Origin of the sequence: Lactobacillus sp. ESL0237, assembly GCF_003692985.1 — a bacterium.
Lineage (GTDB): Bacteria > Bacillota > Bacilli > Lactobacillales > Lactobacillaceae > Lactobacillus > Lactobacillus bombicola.
Genome location: NZ_REHE01000006.1, coordinates 22,993 through 37,025 on the forward strand (window position 1 = coordinate 22,993; position 14,033 = coordinate 37,025).

The 14,033-nt window shown below is 34.7% G+C and carries 18 protein-coding genes; 17 read left to right on the forward strand and 1 reads right to left on the reverse strand.

Annotation, left to right across the window (positions count from 1 at the left end):
• Positions 1 to 3 precede the first annotated feature (3 nt).
• The 10 genes from F5ESL0237_RS01735 to F5ESL0237_RS01780 all read left to right on the forward strand — a co-directional run bounded on the left by F5ESL0237_RS01735 (position 4) and on the right by F5ESL0237_RS01780 (position 6,566).
• Positions 4 to 693, forward strand: coding sequence for a GntR family transcriptional regulator (locus F5ESL0237_RS01735; protein WP_122024457.1), 690 nt, complete (start codon positions 4 to 6; stop codon positions 691 to 693).
• Positions 694 to 706: 13 nt separating this feature from the next.
• The gene (locus F5ESL0237_RS01740) at positions 707 to 1,174 is read left to right on the forward strand and encodes a PTS sugar transporter subunit IIB (protein WP_122021352.1); all 468 of its coding nucleotides are present in this window, start codon (positions 707 to 709) and stop codon (positions 1,172 to 1,174) included.
• A gap of 18 nt (positions 1,175 to 1,192) precedes the next feature.
• Positions 1,193 to 2,023, forward strand: coding sequence for a PTS sugar transporter subunit IIC (locus tag F5ESL0237_RS01745; RefSeq protein ID WP_118896922.1), 831 nt, complete (start codon positions 1,193 to 1,195; stop codon positions 2,021 to 2,023).
• Positions 2,004 to 2,825: a PTS system mannose/fructose/sorbose family transporter subunit IID gene (locus F5ESL0237_RS01750; protein WP_122021353.1), complete on the forward strand. Its 822-nt coding sequence runs from the start codon at positions 2,004 to 2,006 to the stop codon at positions 2,823 to 2,825. The genes F5ESL0237_RS01745 and F5ESL0237_RS01750 overlap by 20 nt, the downstream gene beginning before the upstream one ends.
• 17 nt (positions 2,826 to 2,842) lie before the next feature.
• A complete protein-coding gene (locus F5ESL0237_RS01755; protein ID WP_122024458.1) occupies positions 2,843 to 3,913 on the forward strand; it encodes an SIS domain-containing protein in 1,071 nt (356 codons plus the stop codon).
• A gap of 29 nt (positions 3,914 to 3,942) precedes the next feature.
• Positions 3,943 to 4,938, forward strand: coding sequence for an SIS domain-containing protein (locus tag F5ESL0237_RS01760; RefSeq protein ID WP_122021356.1), 996 nt, complete (start codon positions 3,943 to 3,945; stop codon positions 4,936 to 4,938).
• A gap of 12 nt (positions 4,939 to 4,950) precedes the next feature.
• Positions 4,951 to 5,364, forward strand: coding sequence for a PTS sugar transporter subunit IIA (locus F5ESL0237_RS01765; RefSeq protein ID WP_122021357.1), 414 nt, complete (start codon positions 4,951 to 4,953; stop codon positions 5,362 to 5,364).
• Positions 5,365 to 5,494: 130 nt separating this feature from the next.
• Complete coding sequence (locus F5ESL0237_RS01770; protein WP_122024459.1) at positions 5,495 to 5,722, forward strand: hypothetical protein; 228 nt, start codon at positions 5,495 to 5,497, stop codon at positions 5,720 to 5,722.
• 146 nt (positions 5,723 to 5,868) lie between these two features.
• Entirely contained in the window at positions 5,869 to 6,204 is a 336-nt protein-coding gene (locus tag F5ESL0237_RS01775; protein WP_090093423.1) for a PTS sugar transporter subunit IIB, read from the forward strand.
• A 14-nt stretch (positions 6,205 to 6,218) separates the two neighbouring features.
• Positions 6,219 to 6,566 (forward strand): PTS lactose/cellobiose transporter subunit IIA, encoded by a 348-nt coding sequence (locus F5ESL0237_RS01780; protein WP_122021359.1) that lies wholly within the window; start codon positions 6,219 to 6,221, stop codon positions 6,564 to 6,566.
• A gap of 59 nt (positions 6,567 to 6,625) precedes the next feature.
• Here the strand turns inward: F5ESL0237_RS01780 and F5ESL0237_RS01785 are convergent, their stop codons facing one another.
• Positions 6,626 to 8,071 (reverse strand): 6-phospho-beta-glucosidase, encoded by a 1,446-nt coding sequence (locus F5ESL0237_RS01785; RefSeq protein WP_122024460.1) that lies wholly within the window; start codon positions 8,069 to 8,071, stop codon positions 6,626 to 6,628.
• Positions 8,072 to 8,213: 142 nt separating this feature from the next.
• On the opposite strand from F5ESL0237_RS01785, the gene F5ESL0237_RS01790 reads away from it, so the two are divergent.
• From F5ESL0237_RS01790 to F5ESL0237_RS01820, 7 genes are all read left to right on the forward strand, one after another.
• Entirely contained in the window at positions 8,214 to 8,714 is a 501-nt protein-coding gene (locus F5ESL0237_RS01790; protein WP_122024461.1) for a PTS cellobiose transporter subunit IIA, read from the forward strand.
• Positions 8,715 to 8,798: 84 nt separating this feature from the next.
• On the forward strand, positions 8,799 to 10,142 hold the full coding sequence (celB, locus tag F5ESL0237_RS01795) for a PTS cellobiose transporter subunit IIC (RefSeq protein WP_122024462.1): 1,344 nt from the start codon (positions 8,799 to 8,801) through the stop codon (positions 10,140 to 10,142).
• Positions 10,143 to 10,263: 121 nt separating this feature from the next.
• Positions 10,264 to 10,821, forward strand: coding sequence for a hypothetical protein (locus tag F5ESL0237_RS01800; RefSeq protein ID WP_122024463.1), 558 nt, complete (start codon positions 10,264 to 10,266; stop codon positions 10,819 to 10,821).
• Between the two features lie 94 nt (positions 10,822 to 10,915).
• Positions 10,916 to 11,386: a DNA starvation/stationary phase protection protein gene (locus tag F5ESL0237_RS01805; RefSeq protein WP_090093433.1), complete on the forward strand. Its 471-nt coding sequence runs from the start codon at positions 10,916 to 10,918 to the stop codon at positions 11,384 to 11,386.
• 126 nt (positions 11,387 to 11,512) lie between these two features.
• Positions 11,513 to 12,205, forward strand: coding sequence for a ribose-5-phosphate isomerase RpiA (rpiA, locus tag F5ESL0237_RS01810; protein ID WP_122024464.1), 693 nt, complete (start codon positions 11,513 to 11,515; stop codon positions 12,203 to 12,205).
• A 22-nt stretch (positions 12,206 to 12,227) separates the two neighbouring features.
• Entirely contained in the window at positions 12,228 to 13,157 is a 930-nt protein-coding gene (locus F5ESL0237_RS01815) for a nucleoside hydrolase (RefSeq protein WP_122024465.1), read from the forward strand.
• Between the two features lie 3 nt (positions 13,158 to 13,160).
• Positions 13,161 to 13,886, forward strand: a complete 726-nt coding sequence (locus F5ESL0237_RS01820) for a GntR family transcriptional regulator (RefSeq protein WP_118897905.1) — start codon at positions 13,161 to 13,163, stop codon at positions 13,884 to 13,886.
• Positions 13,887 to 14,033 lie beyond the last annotated feature (147 nt).

Genomic DNA, 14,033 nt, shown 5'->3' on the forward strand with positions numbered 1-14,033 from the left:
AAAGTGTTATTTAAAGAGGTTTATGCGGACTTAAAGTTGAAAATCACGCAAAAGAATTATTTGCCTGGCAGTAATTTGCCCACTGAGACGGAATTACAGGAATATTATCAGGTCAGTAGAACAACTATTCGCAGAGCAATTGACCAACTTGTAGCAGAAAATAAGGTTATACGAAAAAAGGGCAGTGGCTTATTCGTTGCTCCAGCAATTTCAAAGCAAAATATCTTAGAAATGACAGGTATCATTAAACAATCAGTTCCTGACCTAGCAGACATGATAAAATTTAAAGATAGTTATTTAAGGTTGGTTGGTCCATATTATGCTGATGTTTTTAATATTAGTGCTAATGAACTGCTATATTTTATTTCGTTTGTAATCAATATAAAAGGACAATTAACATGGGAAAAGTTGATTTTACCCCTAGAATATTTTCCTGACTTTGATCCCACTTGCTTAAAGATAATGTCAATTATTGAAGCAGTTAATTCTGGTAAATTAAAACTCAAGAACTTATTTCAAGATTTTCAATTAATAAGAGCAACGGATGAGATAGGCAAGCAGTTGTGCATCCAAAAACAAGCGCCAGTATTTAAAATAACTAATCTTTTTTCAACTAAAGATAGCAAAATTGTAGCCATTGAGTACAGGCTACAAGATGCTTTAACTACCAAGTACTCAATTGATTTTAATTAGTGGAGGGAAAATAATGATTAAGCTTGTAAGAGTAGACCATCGATTAGTTCACGGCCAAGTGGCCGTTTCTTGGTTCAATAGTTTAGATGTAAATACAATTTTTGTGGTTAATGATGAAGTTGCTAAGGATGATTTTCGGAAATCAGCTATTCGATTGGCTAAACCAGAGAACTCTAAATTAGTAATGAAATCGGTTGATGATAGTATCAAAGCCATTAATTCTGGGGTAACTGATAAGTATAAAATGCTAATTGTAGTTGAATCGGTGGCCGATGCGACTAAATTAATTAAGGGGACAGGAGAAAAAATCAAAAGTTTGAATTTGGGTGGAACTAAACCACGACCTGAAACTAAAAATTATGCAAAAACAATTAACTTAACTCCGACAGAAGCAGATCAGCTTGATGAACTTCAAGCTAGTGGGGTTGATGTTTGGATAAAGCAAGTTCCCAATGATGATAAGCGGGAATTTCATAAATAGAGTTGAGGAGCTTAAGGTATGAATGTTTATGTAACAGCAATTATTTTAGCCTTAATTGCAATGTTGGGAAATGGTGAGTATTTTTTAGGTTCATCAATGCTATCAAGACCACTTGTAACATGCACATTAACAGGACTAGTATTAGGAAATCTGCAACAAGGCATCATTATGGGTGCAACTTTGGAACTAGCCTTTGTAGGTTCATTTTCAATTGGTGGAGCTATTCCCCCGGAAATTATTTCAGGTAGTGTTTTAGGTACAGCTTTTGCTATCGGTGCTGGGAAAAGTACCGCTGTTGCTTTAACGCTTGGTATTCCTATTGCATCACTAGTTTTAGTAATTAAAAATTTGTGCTTTATCTTTATTTTGCCTTACTTTGTTCATCGAGCTGATCATTATGCAGAATTAGCTGATGGCAGTGGTATAAGTCGAATGAATGTTTTAGGAGGCTTTTTTTCAGTTAACTTACCAATTGGTTTAGTGGTAGGGATTTCTTATATTTTAGGTAGCCCAGTAATTAAAGGAATTTTAAGTGTAATTCCGCAATTCATTATTAATGGCTTGGGAATTGCTACTGGGTTGCTACCAGCTTATGGTTTTGCCCTTTTAATGAAAATGATGATTAATAAAAAGAATGCAACTTTTTTTATCATCGGATTTGCGTTAGCAGTTTATTTAAAGATTTCAGTTACCGGAGTTGCCATTTTTGGAGCTTGTCTTGCCTTGATTTTAACGGGATATTCCGCATTTAACGGTAAACCAGTAGTAAATACGGCGCCGAGTACTAATAAAACAGCTAAATTAAATACAGAAAATGGAGGCATTGACTATGAAGATGAAGAATTCTAAGTTACTTACTAAAAAAGACCTAATGAAGACTTTTTGGCGTTCATTTACAATGGAATGGGCATGGAACTATGAGCGGCAGATGAACTTAGGTTACTCCTATGCCATGGTTCCTGCCTTACGGAAAATCTATGGGAATAATAAAGAAAAATTGCAGGCTGCTTATAAACGCCACCTGGAGTTCTATAATGTCACTCCATGGCTAAGTACTTTTCCATTAGGAATTTCCATTGCAATGGAAGAGCAAAATAAACTTGATCCTGAATTTGACGATGTAGCAATTAATAATATTAAGGTAGCGCTGATGGGTCCACTAAGTGGTATTGGTGATTCATTTTTTTGGGGTACTTTACGGGTGATTGCAACCGGGATTGGTACTTCACTTGCTCTGCAAGGTAATATCTTAGGCCCACTACTATTTTTGCTAATTTTTAATATTCCAGCATTATTGGTGCGCTATTATGGCTTATTTGTTGGTTATAATGTTGGTTCATCATTTATTGATAAAATTCAAAAAACAGGGTTAATGGATAAGTTGACCTATGGAGCATCTGTTTTAGGGTTAGCTGTTGTCGGTGCAATGGTGGCGACAATGGTGACTTTAAAAATGCCCTTAAAAATTGGTAGCGGGGCGCAAGCAACATCGATTCAAAAAATATGTGATGGGATAGTACCAGGTATTTTACCCTTACTATTCACATTTTTCATTTTTTGGCTTGATCGAAAAGGTTGGAAATCACAGTACATTCTGTTGTTGATTGCCGCAATTGGTATATTTGGTGCCTGGTCAGGTTTATTAGGATAATATTTAAGGAGATATTTGTGAAAAGCATTGAAGATTATGTTAATTTAGAACCGCAATATTATCAGTCCGTTCTCGATAATTACCAAAGTTTGTTTGGGGACAAGTTCACCAAAGACGAGGTAACGAAATTTGATAACGTAGTAATTTATGCAACAGGGTCAAGTTCAAATGCAGCTTATGGTGCCTTGCCCTTTATGAGTAAAATTTTAAAAATGCCGGTACGAATTGAAGAACCATCAATTTCGGAAAATTATCTGTTGAATGTCAAAGAAAATACTTTGTGTTTGGCAATTTCACAAGGTGGCCATAGTTATTCAGTAGTCAAATTAATCGAACGTTTGCTAGAAGCAGGGCATAAAGTATATACGCTGACTAGCGAACTTGATAGTCCGGTTGCCAAGATTAGTAAAAATCTTTTATTAATGGGGATGCCGGTAGAAGAAATGCCATATGTTAGTGCTGGTTATAGTGTGGAAATTTTAGATTTACTACTAATCACATTAACAATTGCGAGCGTAAAAAATCAAATTACTAGCGCGTGTTATCAAAAATATTTAACCGAACTGACATCAATTGTGCAGGCAATGCCTTCTGTTATTAAAAGGTCTAGTCAGTGGGTTGATTTGCATTTATCTGAATTTAGTAATGCACAAAGAATAATGTTTATTGGTTACGGAGCTGCTTATGGAGTTAGCCGAGAAGGCGAAACGAAAATAACCGAAGCTGTTCGAATCAGTTCTTGGGGTAAAGAACTGGAAGAATATATGCATGGCCCTTATTTAGGACTAAAACATGATGATTTTGTTATTTGCTTGGAGCCTAATGGAAAATTACAAAAGCGGCAAGAACTATTGCAACAATTTTTAAATAAGCATATTGAGCATGTTTACTCAATTTATGCCGGTATGGCTCAAAATTTAGGTAATCATGATTTAAGTCTTAAAGTAGAAACAAATGAACTGTTAAGCGCTTTATTTATGACTGTTCCGATTCACTTACTGGCTTATCGTTTGTCGCAAAAAAAGGGAATTGATTTGCAACATTCAGCTTACCCTGATTTTGATGAAATTACAGCGTCAAAGATCTAATCATAATTTTAAAAAAGAGGAAAATACAAATGCGTAAATTTAATAAGCAAGAATTAATTCAAAGCATGGATGGTGCCCTTAAGCTAAGAGGCAAGATTAATGAAATAATTGATCCATTATTTAACAAAGGTATTTCTAATATTTGTTGGTTAGGAATTGGTGGCACCTATGCTTCAGGTATGCAAGCTAACATTCATATGAAAGAAAAGAGTGCCTTGGAAACTTTCTATCAAAATGCAGCAGAATATATTGTAACTGGTAATAAACGAATTACAGCTAAAACATTAGTAATCATTTCATCTGTTACGGGTAATACTAAAGAGATGGTTGAGGCCGTCAAAAAGTTGAATGAAGTAGGTGCAACTATCTTGGGTTTTATGGATGATCCGAAAGCAAAGCTTGTCTCTAGTTTGACTTACTGCATTTCTTATCCAGAAAACGAACAACTAAAGTTCTTTATGGTTGGTGATCGCTTAATGTATCTAAATGGTGAATTTCCTGATTATGAAGACTTTTATCAAGAAATGGAGCAGTATTTCGCTCAAGACATTGCTGAAGTTAGTGTAAAAGCAGACGATTTTGCTAAAGATTTTGCACAAAAGCACCATGATGATGCAATTCATTACTTTGTTGGCGCTGGTAATCAATGGGGGGCAACTTATTCTTATGCAATGTGTTATTGGGAGGAGCAACATTGGTTAAAAACGCGCGCAGTTGAAGCAGCAGAATTTTTCCATGGCATGTTTGAAATAATTGACTGTGATACTCCCGTAACCGTATATGTGGGAGAAGATAGCCAGCGACCTTTAAGTGAGCGGGTAGCCAACTTCTTACCTAAAATTTGTGGTAATTATACGATTATTGATGCCAAAGATTATGACTTACCAGGTATTTCAGAAAAATATCGTGGAACATTATCACCATTTGTTTTCCACGCAATCAATAACCGAATTGATATTCATATTGAACACCTGAATCGTCATCCGATGGATATAAGACGCTATTATCGAGCTTTAGACTATTAATTGGTGATATTTATGATTGGTGTGATAGTTTGTATGCATGGTAACTCTGCACTAGAACTAGTGAAAAGTGCGGAAATGATTTGTGGCAAGCAGGAAAATTGCTATGCAGTCAATTTTACAATGGGCGAATCATTAGATAAATTAAGCGAACAATTAACTAATAAAATAGAGTTATTGTCTCAGCCGCTGATTTGTTTGACGGATTTAAAGGGCGGTACGCCATTTAATACATTAGTTAACCTTAAAAAGCAATATTCAAATATAGAAATTGTGGCAGGCGTTAATATGCCAATGTTGCTAGAACTATTTGTTAGTCGTAAACAAATGACAATGCCAGAATTACTTGAGACTATTATAGAAGCAGGGACAGCTGGTGTATACCAATATGTTTCTGAAAAAATAGTTGATGAAGATGAAGAATTTTAAGTCATTTTTGCTTTTGTGAAATATTTATTTACGAATACTATATTTTTATATATTACTAGTAACTGTAGATGCTATAATGTATTATCTATAAAGTGGATAGTTATTAAGGATAACTAAAAGGAGTAATCATATGTCTAGAAGTTTTAATTATATTAATGGTTCAAAATTTGAAAGCTTTTTTGGTGTAATATTAATATGTTTAGCAGTGTATCAACTATTTAATAGTGTGAAATATACTAAGGGGATACTACATAAAGGAACTAATAATGGCTTTTCTTTAGGGGCAATCGCGTTTTCATTTTTCTTTAGTATAATATTATTTGTAATTGGTATTTTAGCGATTATGCAAAAATTTTAAAGACGATAGTTATGGATGTATTTGAAATTTTTAATGATAATTAAAAATTAATTTAAACATTTTATAGGTCATAATAGTAAGCGCTACCTAAAAAGTGGTATAATAAAATAAATTTTATGGATACATTCTAGGAGGAAAATTTTATTATGGCAGAACAAACAATTATGCTAAATTGTAGTGCAGGTATGAGCACATCATTACTAGTAACAAAAATGCAACAGGCAGCTCAAGAGCAAGGAATCGATGCAAAAATTTTTGCTTGTCCTGCTTCAGAAGCCTCACAACACATTGGGCAAGAAGAAATTGATTGTGTCTTACTTGGACCACAAGTTAGTTATATGAAAGATGATTTTGTCAATAAAGTAAAAGGCAAAGGAAAAGATGGTCAAGATATCCCACTTGATGTAATTAATATGCAAGCATATGGCATGATGGATGGTAAAAAAGTATTACAACAAGCAGAAGATTTAATTAACGGTTAAAACGGGAGATTAAGATGGCAGAAAATCAAACAGAAGAGCAAACTTTACAGGCTGCGATGGGTCTAATTGCCAATGGTGGTAATGCAAAGAGTTTGGCTTTTGAGGCGATTCGTCAAGCTAAAAAAGGTGATATTACAGGAGCGCGGGCTAAGTTAAAAGAAGCTGATGCTTCTTTAAATGAAGCCCATAATTCGCAAACTGCAATGTTAACCCAAGAAGCTCAAGGAGGGCACACTAATGTAACTCTACTTGTGGTTCATTCACAAGATCATTTGATGAATGCGATTACTTTTAGAGATTTAGCAGGTGAAATGGTTGATTTGTATGAGAAATTATATGAAGCTAATTCCTTGGCAAAATAAATAATAGTAAATAAAAAACGAAGTTCAGTTTAACTTCGTTTTTTTGTTATTCATCTATTTTAATTCAAATCTAAACCGTTAGTCTTAATTACTTTTTTATACCAGTCAAACGAATCTTTCCGTGAACGCTTTAGAGTACCTTCGCCAGCGTCGTTTTTGTCAACGTAGATAAAGCCATAACGCTTATCCATTTGTCCTGTTCCAGCTGAAACTAAATCAATTGGTCCCCAAGGTAAATATCCCATTAAATTAACGCCATCAATTTCCACGGCTTTTTCCATTTCTGAAATATGTTTTCTTAAGTAATCAACGCGGTAATCATCATGAATTGAGCCATCGGCTTCAACTTTATCGTATGCCCCAAGACCATTTTCAACAATAAATAAAGGTTTGTGATAGCTATCTGTTAAATGGTTTAAAGCAATGCGCAGACCTTCAGGATCAATTTCCCAGCCCCAATCGCTACGTTCTAAAGTTGGATTTTTGGCCACGGCTTTAGCTAAATCATTTAGTTCATCTGGCTTAACTTTTTCCGCTGAAACGGTAGTTGTTTGATAATAACTAAAGCCAACATAATCAACAGTACCTTCTTTTAAGACAATCCGATCTTCATCGGTAATATCTGGGCGGTAGCCGTTACGAGTAATATATGCTTCAACTTCGTTGGGATATACACCAAAAACATGGACATCAGAGAACCAAGAGCGGCGTTGTTCAAATTTGTCAGCCAATAGTACATCTGCTGAAGATGAAGTAAGAGGCCGAACGGGTGAATAATTAATCATACAACCAATTTCAAAGTCAGGATTAATTTTGTGCCCAACTTTAACCGCCAAAGCTGATGCAACTAATTCATAATGAGCCGCTTGGTACATGGCAGCTTCTTTTTCTTTGTCACTTAAGTTGTCAAGCATAATTCCAGAGTTAGTAGCCATTAGAAAATCATCATTATAGGCTGCTTGGTTATCAATTTCGTTAAAAGTCATCCAGTACTTAACACTATCTTTATAGCGCTTAAAGCAGACCGTAGCAAACCGAACAAAAAAGTCAATTAATTTCCGGTTGGTAAAACCATTATATTTTTTGACTAAATTAAACGGAATTTCAAAATGAGATATAGTAACTACCGGTTCGATACCATATTGATGACAAGTGGCAAATAAGTCATCGTAAAATTTTAAACCTGCTTCGTTAGGCTCTTTGTCATCGCCATTAGGAAAAATTCTTGTCCACGCAATTGAAGTTCGAAATGCTTTAAATCCCATTTCGGCCATTAATTTGATATCTTCTTTGTAATGATGATAAAAATCAATAGCACTATGATTTGGATAGTTTTTTCCTGGAACAATTCCGTCTGTTATTTCACGAGGTTTAGTTGCCGAACCAACGGTCATTACATCGGCAACAGATATTCCTTTACCATCAACGTTCCAAGCACCTTCTAATTGGTGCGCAGCAACGGCACCACCCCATAAAAAACCATCTGGCATTTTTGCTGAATACATATTTTTCTCCTTTTGTCATTTATACTGATAGCGCTAACAGATTTATTTTATAATAAATTGAAGTGTTTTATCAAGTTAAATAATAATTGACTTTTATTAGTATATAAAGACTATAATAAATTTATAAGATGGGAGATTTTTTATGATCAATAAGAAAGAAAATCAAGCAGACTACCAACGTAAAAACCATGAAGACAGCATCAAGTATTTATACTTTAGTCGTTATCTAATGTTGCGTTATATAGTGGTCATTTTTTTGTTTACTAATCTTTTTTGGTTATTAATTCTAATTCAATATAAAACGTGGCTTGGAGTTGTTATAGCAGGAATTATGACTTTAATTGCTACTGCTGCAGCGATTGAACAATTAGCTAAATTGCATAATCGAAAATCAGCTGTACCAGTAACGCAAGCCTTTTTGTGGCTACAATTGGCGGTCAACCTGTTATTGGCGGGGAGTCTTTTTTTACCTATTAGAGTAGACTTATTCCCTTTTATAAATACTAATAATGTTTGTTATTTAATATTAGCTATCCTTTTTATTGGTGTTATTTTAGCGTATTGGTCAATTAAGCGGATTCACCAGATTATTAATAATCGTGATAGGTATGTTAAGGTTATTGAAACTTTCAAAAATAATTAAAAAATTCTTGCATTAGTTATGAAAACGATTACAATATTAATTAAGTAGTTTTTAAAAATTACTATTTTGAAGGGAGTTTTGATTATGGTTGAAGCCAAAAAGCCGTTTAAGGAGCGAATTGCCGCCGCCGCGGGTAAATTTGCGGCAACAAGATTTGTGCGGGCAATTATGGATGCGGGTTACAGTGTGATCTCGTTTTCAATTGTTGGAGCGTTTTTCTTAATTTTAACGGTGTTGCCACAGATTATTAATACACCGGGATTTATAAGCTTTTATGCGAATACGATTGGCCGATTTTCTAATTTATACCAATCAGTCTATAATGCAACCATGGGGATTATTGCCTTGGTCTTCTCAGGCACCTTTGCTTATTCGTATACTAAAATTTATCATGATGAGGAAAAAATTAACTTAGTCCCGATGAATGGGTTAATGATGTTTTTAATGGGCTTCTTTATCACGGTAGCTGAGTTGGTCTGGAAAAATGGCCGAATGGAATTCGTGCAAGTTTTCAATAAAACCCAAATGGTTGCTGGGGGTTATGAGGCCAATAATTCAGGAATTTATCGGATTGGTGCAGTTGGTATCTTTATTGGGTTAGTCGTTGCCTGGTTAACTGTTCAAATTTATCGTTATACCATCAAGCATAACTGGCAAATTAAGATGCCTGCTTCAGTTCCATCTGGCGTTTCAAATTCCTTTAGTGCTTTAATTCCTGCTTTTTGTGTCGCAATTATTATTGCTGCAATTAATGCTGGATTTGTTTTAGCTGGAACAGATTTATTTAAGATTTTATTTATTCCGTTTTCCTTTATTAGCGATATTGCTGATACTTGGTGGGGCTTTTTAATTATTGTATTTTTAATTCATTTCTTATGGTGGTTTGGTATCCATGGGGCAACCATTATTAGTTCATTTTATACCCCAATTGTTTTAGCCAACATATCTGCTAATGTTAAAGGAGCGCATCACTTCTTTGCTGGTGACCCGACTAACGCCTTTATATCTATTGGTGGCTCAGGTGCGATGTTAGGTGTTGCTATTTGGTTAGTAATAGGAGCACGTTCAGCTCAATTAAAGGAATTGGGAAAGGTTGAAATTGTGCCCGCAATCTTTAATATTAATGAACCTTTACTTTTTGGCTTACCGATTGTCTATAATATTAACTTAATGATTCCGTTTATTTGTGCACCACTTGCGTCAGGAATTATTGCTTACTTAGGAATAAGTTCACATTTGGTGCCTAAAATTATTATGCAACAGCCATGGCCGACACCAGTTGGCTTAGGTGGTTTTATTGCCACTGCTAGCTGGCAAGGTGGAGTACTCTCAATTGTTTGCGCAATTGTAGCTTTTCTTATTTGGTATCCATTTATCAAGCATTATGACAATGTCTTATTGAAGAAAGAGCAAACTGCTACTGACTAACAATAATTAATAATATAAAAAACTGGCTGCATTTGGAGCCAGCTTTTTTATATTATTAAAGAAAGCGTTACCAAAAAGGTGCTATAATAGAAAATAGAAATAATGAAAAGAGGTATGACTGATGCTGATTTTTGGTAAAAAATTAAATTTTCGGCCATTATTAATTGGATTGTTATTTTGTTTAGGGATAGGAAGCTTAGCGGCAATAATGCTACAACTAATGAATATTCACCCAATTATTTGGGCTATTTTAGCGGGGATAATAATTTTTTTGTTGATTACTCTAGTTTATTACCCTACAGTTTTGCAGGATGAATTTAATTATTTTACTATTTCTAAGCAAGAAATAACATATTACAATTATGGTAATCGTTTCAACAAATTTAAATTATTGTTGTTGGGTAAAAATGCTCCTGTAAAGACAATTAAATTGACTGACATTAAATCAGCTCACTTAGTTGGTAAAAATGAAATCAAAAAAATGGCTTTTACAGTGCCTTTTGATATGCTGCAAGTTTATTTTTCAGGCATTATTTCTATGCTGATGAATCCGTTTGGGCTTGAACTTGTATTAAATAATGGGCAAAAAATATACTTGTCACTTGCTCGTGATCGTATCTATGATCCTGAAAAAACTTATAATCAAGCTAATACAGCTATCAATATGATTAAGAAGTAGTAAGTTAAATTTTATAAACTAAATTTTGGTATTGCGACCGCTTTCTTGTTATGATAAAGAAGTAAGCAAGGTATCTGAAATGGAGGAATTCTAAATGAAATATCCAAAGACTAAAGAAGTATTAAATCAATTAGTAGCGGATTTAACGCAAATGCATATGGTTGTTCACCAACATCACTGGTATATGAGAGGAAATCGCTTTTTAAAACTACATCCATACTTAGACAAGGTAATGGACGAATTAGCTGATCAGCTTGATCAAGTTTCAGAGCGCTTAATTACGCTTGATGGCTCTCCCGTCTCAACTTTAAGTGAAATTGCTGAGAAAACAAAGATTGCGGATGAAAAGGGCAATTGGACTGAAACAATTGATGAACGTTATGCCAAAATAATTGCTGGTTATAAATACTTAGAAGGGCTTTATGAAGAGGGAATCAGAGTTAGTGATGAAGAAGGCGACTATTCAACTAATGATATGCTAACGGGTTTCCATACTGATATAGAGAAACGGATTTGGATGATGGCTAGTGAGATTAATCAAGCTCCTACTATTGATCCAGAATAATGAAACTAGCAAATAAAAAGACAGTCTTTCGGGCTGTCTTTTTTAGTGCCATGATTATTAAATTTATTTGCTATAATAAAGTTAATTTGCTGGTTATTAAAAATAATTATGAGAAAGGTGTAGGTAATGGACGAACAGAATCAAGCTGAATTAAAAAAAAGAGCAGCAATCAAGGCTGCGAGTTTGGTGCGCTCAGGAATGAAATTAGGGATAGGCACGGGCTCAACGGTCGCTTATTTAATCGATGAACTAGGTCGTCGTAAAAAAGAAGAACATTTAGAATTAGCGGCAATTGTTACGACTTCCAGCAGAAGTAAGAGACAAATGGAGCGGTGGGGCTTTCAAGTTGATGAATTAGCTGAAGTTGATCAACTTGATTTAACGATTGATGGTGCTGATCGTTTTGCTACTGACTTTTCCGGTATTAAAGGTGGTGGCGGTGCCTTGACTATGGAGAAAAATGTAGCAGTTAATTCTAAAAAAATAATCTGGATTGTTGATGAATCTAAAGTAGTTGATTATTTGAGTGGTTTTCCTTTACCAGTTGAAGTATTACCCATTTCCTGCGAGCAAAATTTTCGCCGGTTTCAAGCGCAAGGGCTCAAGCCTACATGGCGCATGGCTGATGAAAAGCGATTTATTACTCACTATGGCAATTATATAATTGATTTAAATATTGAGCGAATCTTAGTGCCACAAGGATTAGCAGCTTATCTTGACCATATGGTAGGAGTAGTCGAACATGGCCTTTTTATAAATATGTGTGATGAAGTGATTATTGCTCACACTAACGGTAAAATAGAGCAACGTAAAAAATAATTTTTGCAAAGAGGGAAAATATATGACAAAAAAACCATTAATTATTAGTACTGATCCAGGAATAGATGATGTAGTAGCACTAACAATTGCCCTTTTTTCTGCTAAGCTTGATGTGAAATTAATTGCAGCAACTTGGGGTAATGTACCATTAGCTAACACTTTGGTTAATACATTAAAATTAGAAGCATTTTTAAAAACGAAGGTACCAGTTGTCTCCGGCGCAACGTGTCCTTTATTACGTCAAGCTATTGATGCTTCTGATGTTCATGGTAAAAATGGTCTTGCTGGTTATGAATTTCCTGCAGCTGATCAAAGTTTACTGCAGCCAGGATTAGCGGCAAGTGCAATTCACCAAGTTGTAGAGCAAAGTTCAGAAAAAGTAACTTTAATGCAGATTGGACCAGCAACTGATTTCGCTCTTTACTTTCGGCAATTTCCAGAGGATCTAGCTAAAATTGAGCAGTTAGTAATTATGGGTGGAGCAATCGGACGTGGAAACTGGGGGCCATATAGTGAGTATAATGTTGCTGGGGATCCCGAAGCTGCGCAAATTGTTTTTTCTAGTGGTGTAAAAATACTGTTGGCACCACTAGAATTAGGTCATCAAGCTTATATTACGCAGGAAACGTTACAAGAAATTAAGCAGATTGGTGATGTTGGTGATATGCTGTATAACATTATGACGAATTTACATGATGAAACAGAAACAGATGGTCGCGAAATATATGATGCCTTAGCAGCTGGAATGTTAATTGAACCAGATATGTATACTTTTAAGCCAGCCTATGTAGTTATTGATACAAAAAGTAGTAATGCTTATGGGGCATCGATGATTGATTTTGATAATTTCTTTGGTCAGCAGCCAAATGTACAAGTAGGAGTAGAAATTAACCAAACTGTTTTTGCAAGCTGGCTTGTAAATGAAATTACTAAAGCAGAACAATTGAGGTAATTAATGACAGATTTTGTGTATCGCACGGTAATGCGTGATATAAAACAGAATATTTTAGAAAATAAGTACGATGGGATGCGTCTTCCAGATGAACGAAGTTTGGCAGATCATTATCAGGTAAGTCGTTCATCAATGAAAAGAGCAATGGAGCTTCTTTCACAGCAGGGAATTGTGTTTAAAAAACGTGGCAGTGGCACTTTTATTAACCCGCTATATCTAAAAAATCAGTCTCTGTTTCGTTATGATGGTTCCAATCTGGGTTTAACCGATAGTCTTAAAGTACCAGGTAAAACTCAAGGTATTAAGTTAATTGATTTTAATGTTATTCCAGCGCCAAAGGCAATTGCACAAGACCTATTTTTGGAACCTAATGATTTTGTATATGAATTTCATCGCTTGCGTTTATTAAATGAGCAACCTTTTTTGCTGGAAACGGGCTATTTACCTATCAAAATTGTACCGGAACTGAAACCCGAACACTTAAAAAAGTCCTTATTTAATTATTTAGAAGATAAGCAGAATAAAGTTGTTACTAAGGCATTTTTAAATATTACGGTGGCTCCATCTAACGAGAATGATCAAAAATGTTTGCAACTTAAAAAAACAGAGCCAGTAGGCGTAATAGAAGGAATTTTTTTCTTAGATGATGGTACTCCTTTTGAAGTATCAACCATGCGGATACATTATCAGTACATGAGATTTAATACTTTTGTTAATTTAAATCAATAAAAAAACAGGCTTTTAGCCTGTTTTTTTGAATACCATATTTAGTAGCCTTCAAAATTGGAACGAACCAATTATAAAAATGGTTGAACTTAAATGGAAACTTGTTATAATATGTGTATCAAGTGAAACTAAAAACTTTAAAAAAGGGAG

What these genes read in the sequence shown, in the direction of transcription:
- F5ESL0237_RS01740 (WP_122021352.1), top strand. Translation starts at nt 707, where the DNA reads ATGATTAAGCTTGTAAGAGTAGACCATCGATTAGTTCACGGCCAAGTG.
- F5ESL0237_RS01745 (WP_118896922.1), top strand. Translation starts at nt 1,193, where the DNA reads ATGAATGTTTATGTAACAGCAATTATTTTAGCCTTAATTGCAATGTTG.
- F5ESL0237_RS01750 (WP_122021353.1), top strand. Translation starts at nt 2,004, where the DNA reads ATGAAGATGAAGAATTCTAAGTTACTTACTAAAAAAGACCTAATGAAG.
- F5ESL0237_RS01760 (WP_122021356.1), top strand. Translation starts at nt 3,943, where the DNA reads ATGCGTAAATTTAATAAGCAAGAATTAATTCAAAGCATGGATGGTGCC.
- F5ESL0237_RS01765 (WP_122021357.1), top strand. Translation starts at nt 4,951, where the DNA reads ATGATTGGTGTGATAGTTTGTATGCATGGTAACTCTGCACTAGAACTA.
- F5ESL0237_RS01770 (WP_122024459.1), top strand. Translation starts at nt 5,495, where the DNA reads ATGTCTAGAAGTTTTAATTATATTAATGGTTCAAAATTTGAAAGCTTT.
- F5ESL0237_RS01775 (WP_090093423.1), top strand. Translation starts at nt 5,869, where the DNA reads ATGGCAGAACAAACAATTATGCTAAATTGTAGTGCAGGTATGAGCACA.
- F5ESL0237_RS01780 (WP_122021359.1), top strand. Translation starts at nt 6,219, where the DNA reads ATGGCAGAAAATCAAACAGAAGAGCAAACTTTACAGGCTGCGATGGGT.
- F5ESL0237_RS01785 (WP_122024460.1), bottom strand. Translation starts at nt 8,071, where the DNA reads ATGTATTCAGCAAAAATGCCAGATGGTTTTTTATGGGGTGGTGCCGTT.
- F5ESL0237_RS01790 (WP_122024461.1), top strand. Translation starts at nt 8,214, where the DNA reads ATGATCAATAAGAAAGAAAATCAAGCAGACTACCAACGTAAAAACCAT.
- celB (WP_122024462.1), top strand. Translation starts at nt 8,799, where the DNA reads ATGGTTGAAGCCAAAAAGCCGTTTAAGGAGCGAATTGCCGCCGCCGCG.
- F5ESL0237_RS01800 (WP_122024463.1), top strand. Translation starts at nt 10,264, where the DNA reads ATGCTGATTTTTGGTAAAAAATTAAATTTTCGGCCATTATTAATTGGA.
- F5ESL0237_RS01805 (WP_090093433.1), top strand. Translation starts at nt 10,916, where the DNA reads ATGAAATATCCAAAGACTAAAGAAGTATTAAATCAATTAGTAGCGGAT.
- rpiA (WP_122024464.1), top strand. Translation starts at nt 11,513, where the DNA reads ATGGACGAACAGAATCAAGCTGAATTAAAAAAAAGAGCAGCAATCAAG.
- F5ESL0237_RS01815 (WP_122024465.1), top strand. Translation starts at nt 12,228, where the DNA reads ATGACAAAAAAACCATTAATTATTAGTACTGATCCAGGAATAGATGAT.
- F5ESL0237_RS01820 (WP_118897905.1), top strand. Translation starts at nt 13,161, where the DNA reads ATGACAGATTTTGTGTATCGCACGGTAATGCGTGATATAAAACAGAAT.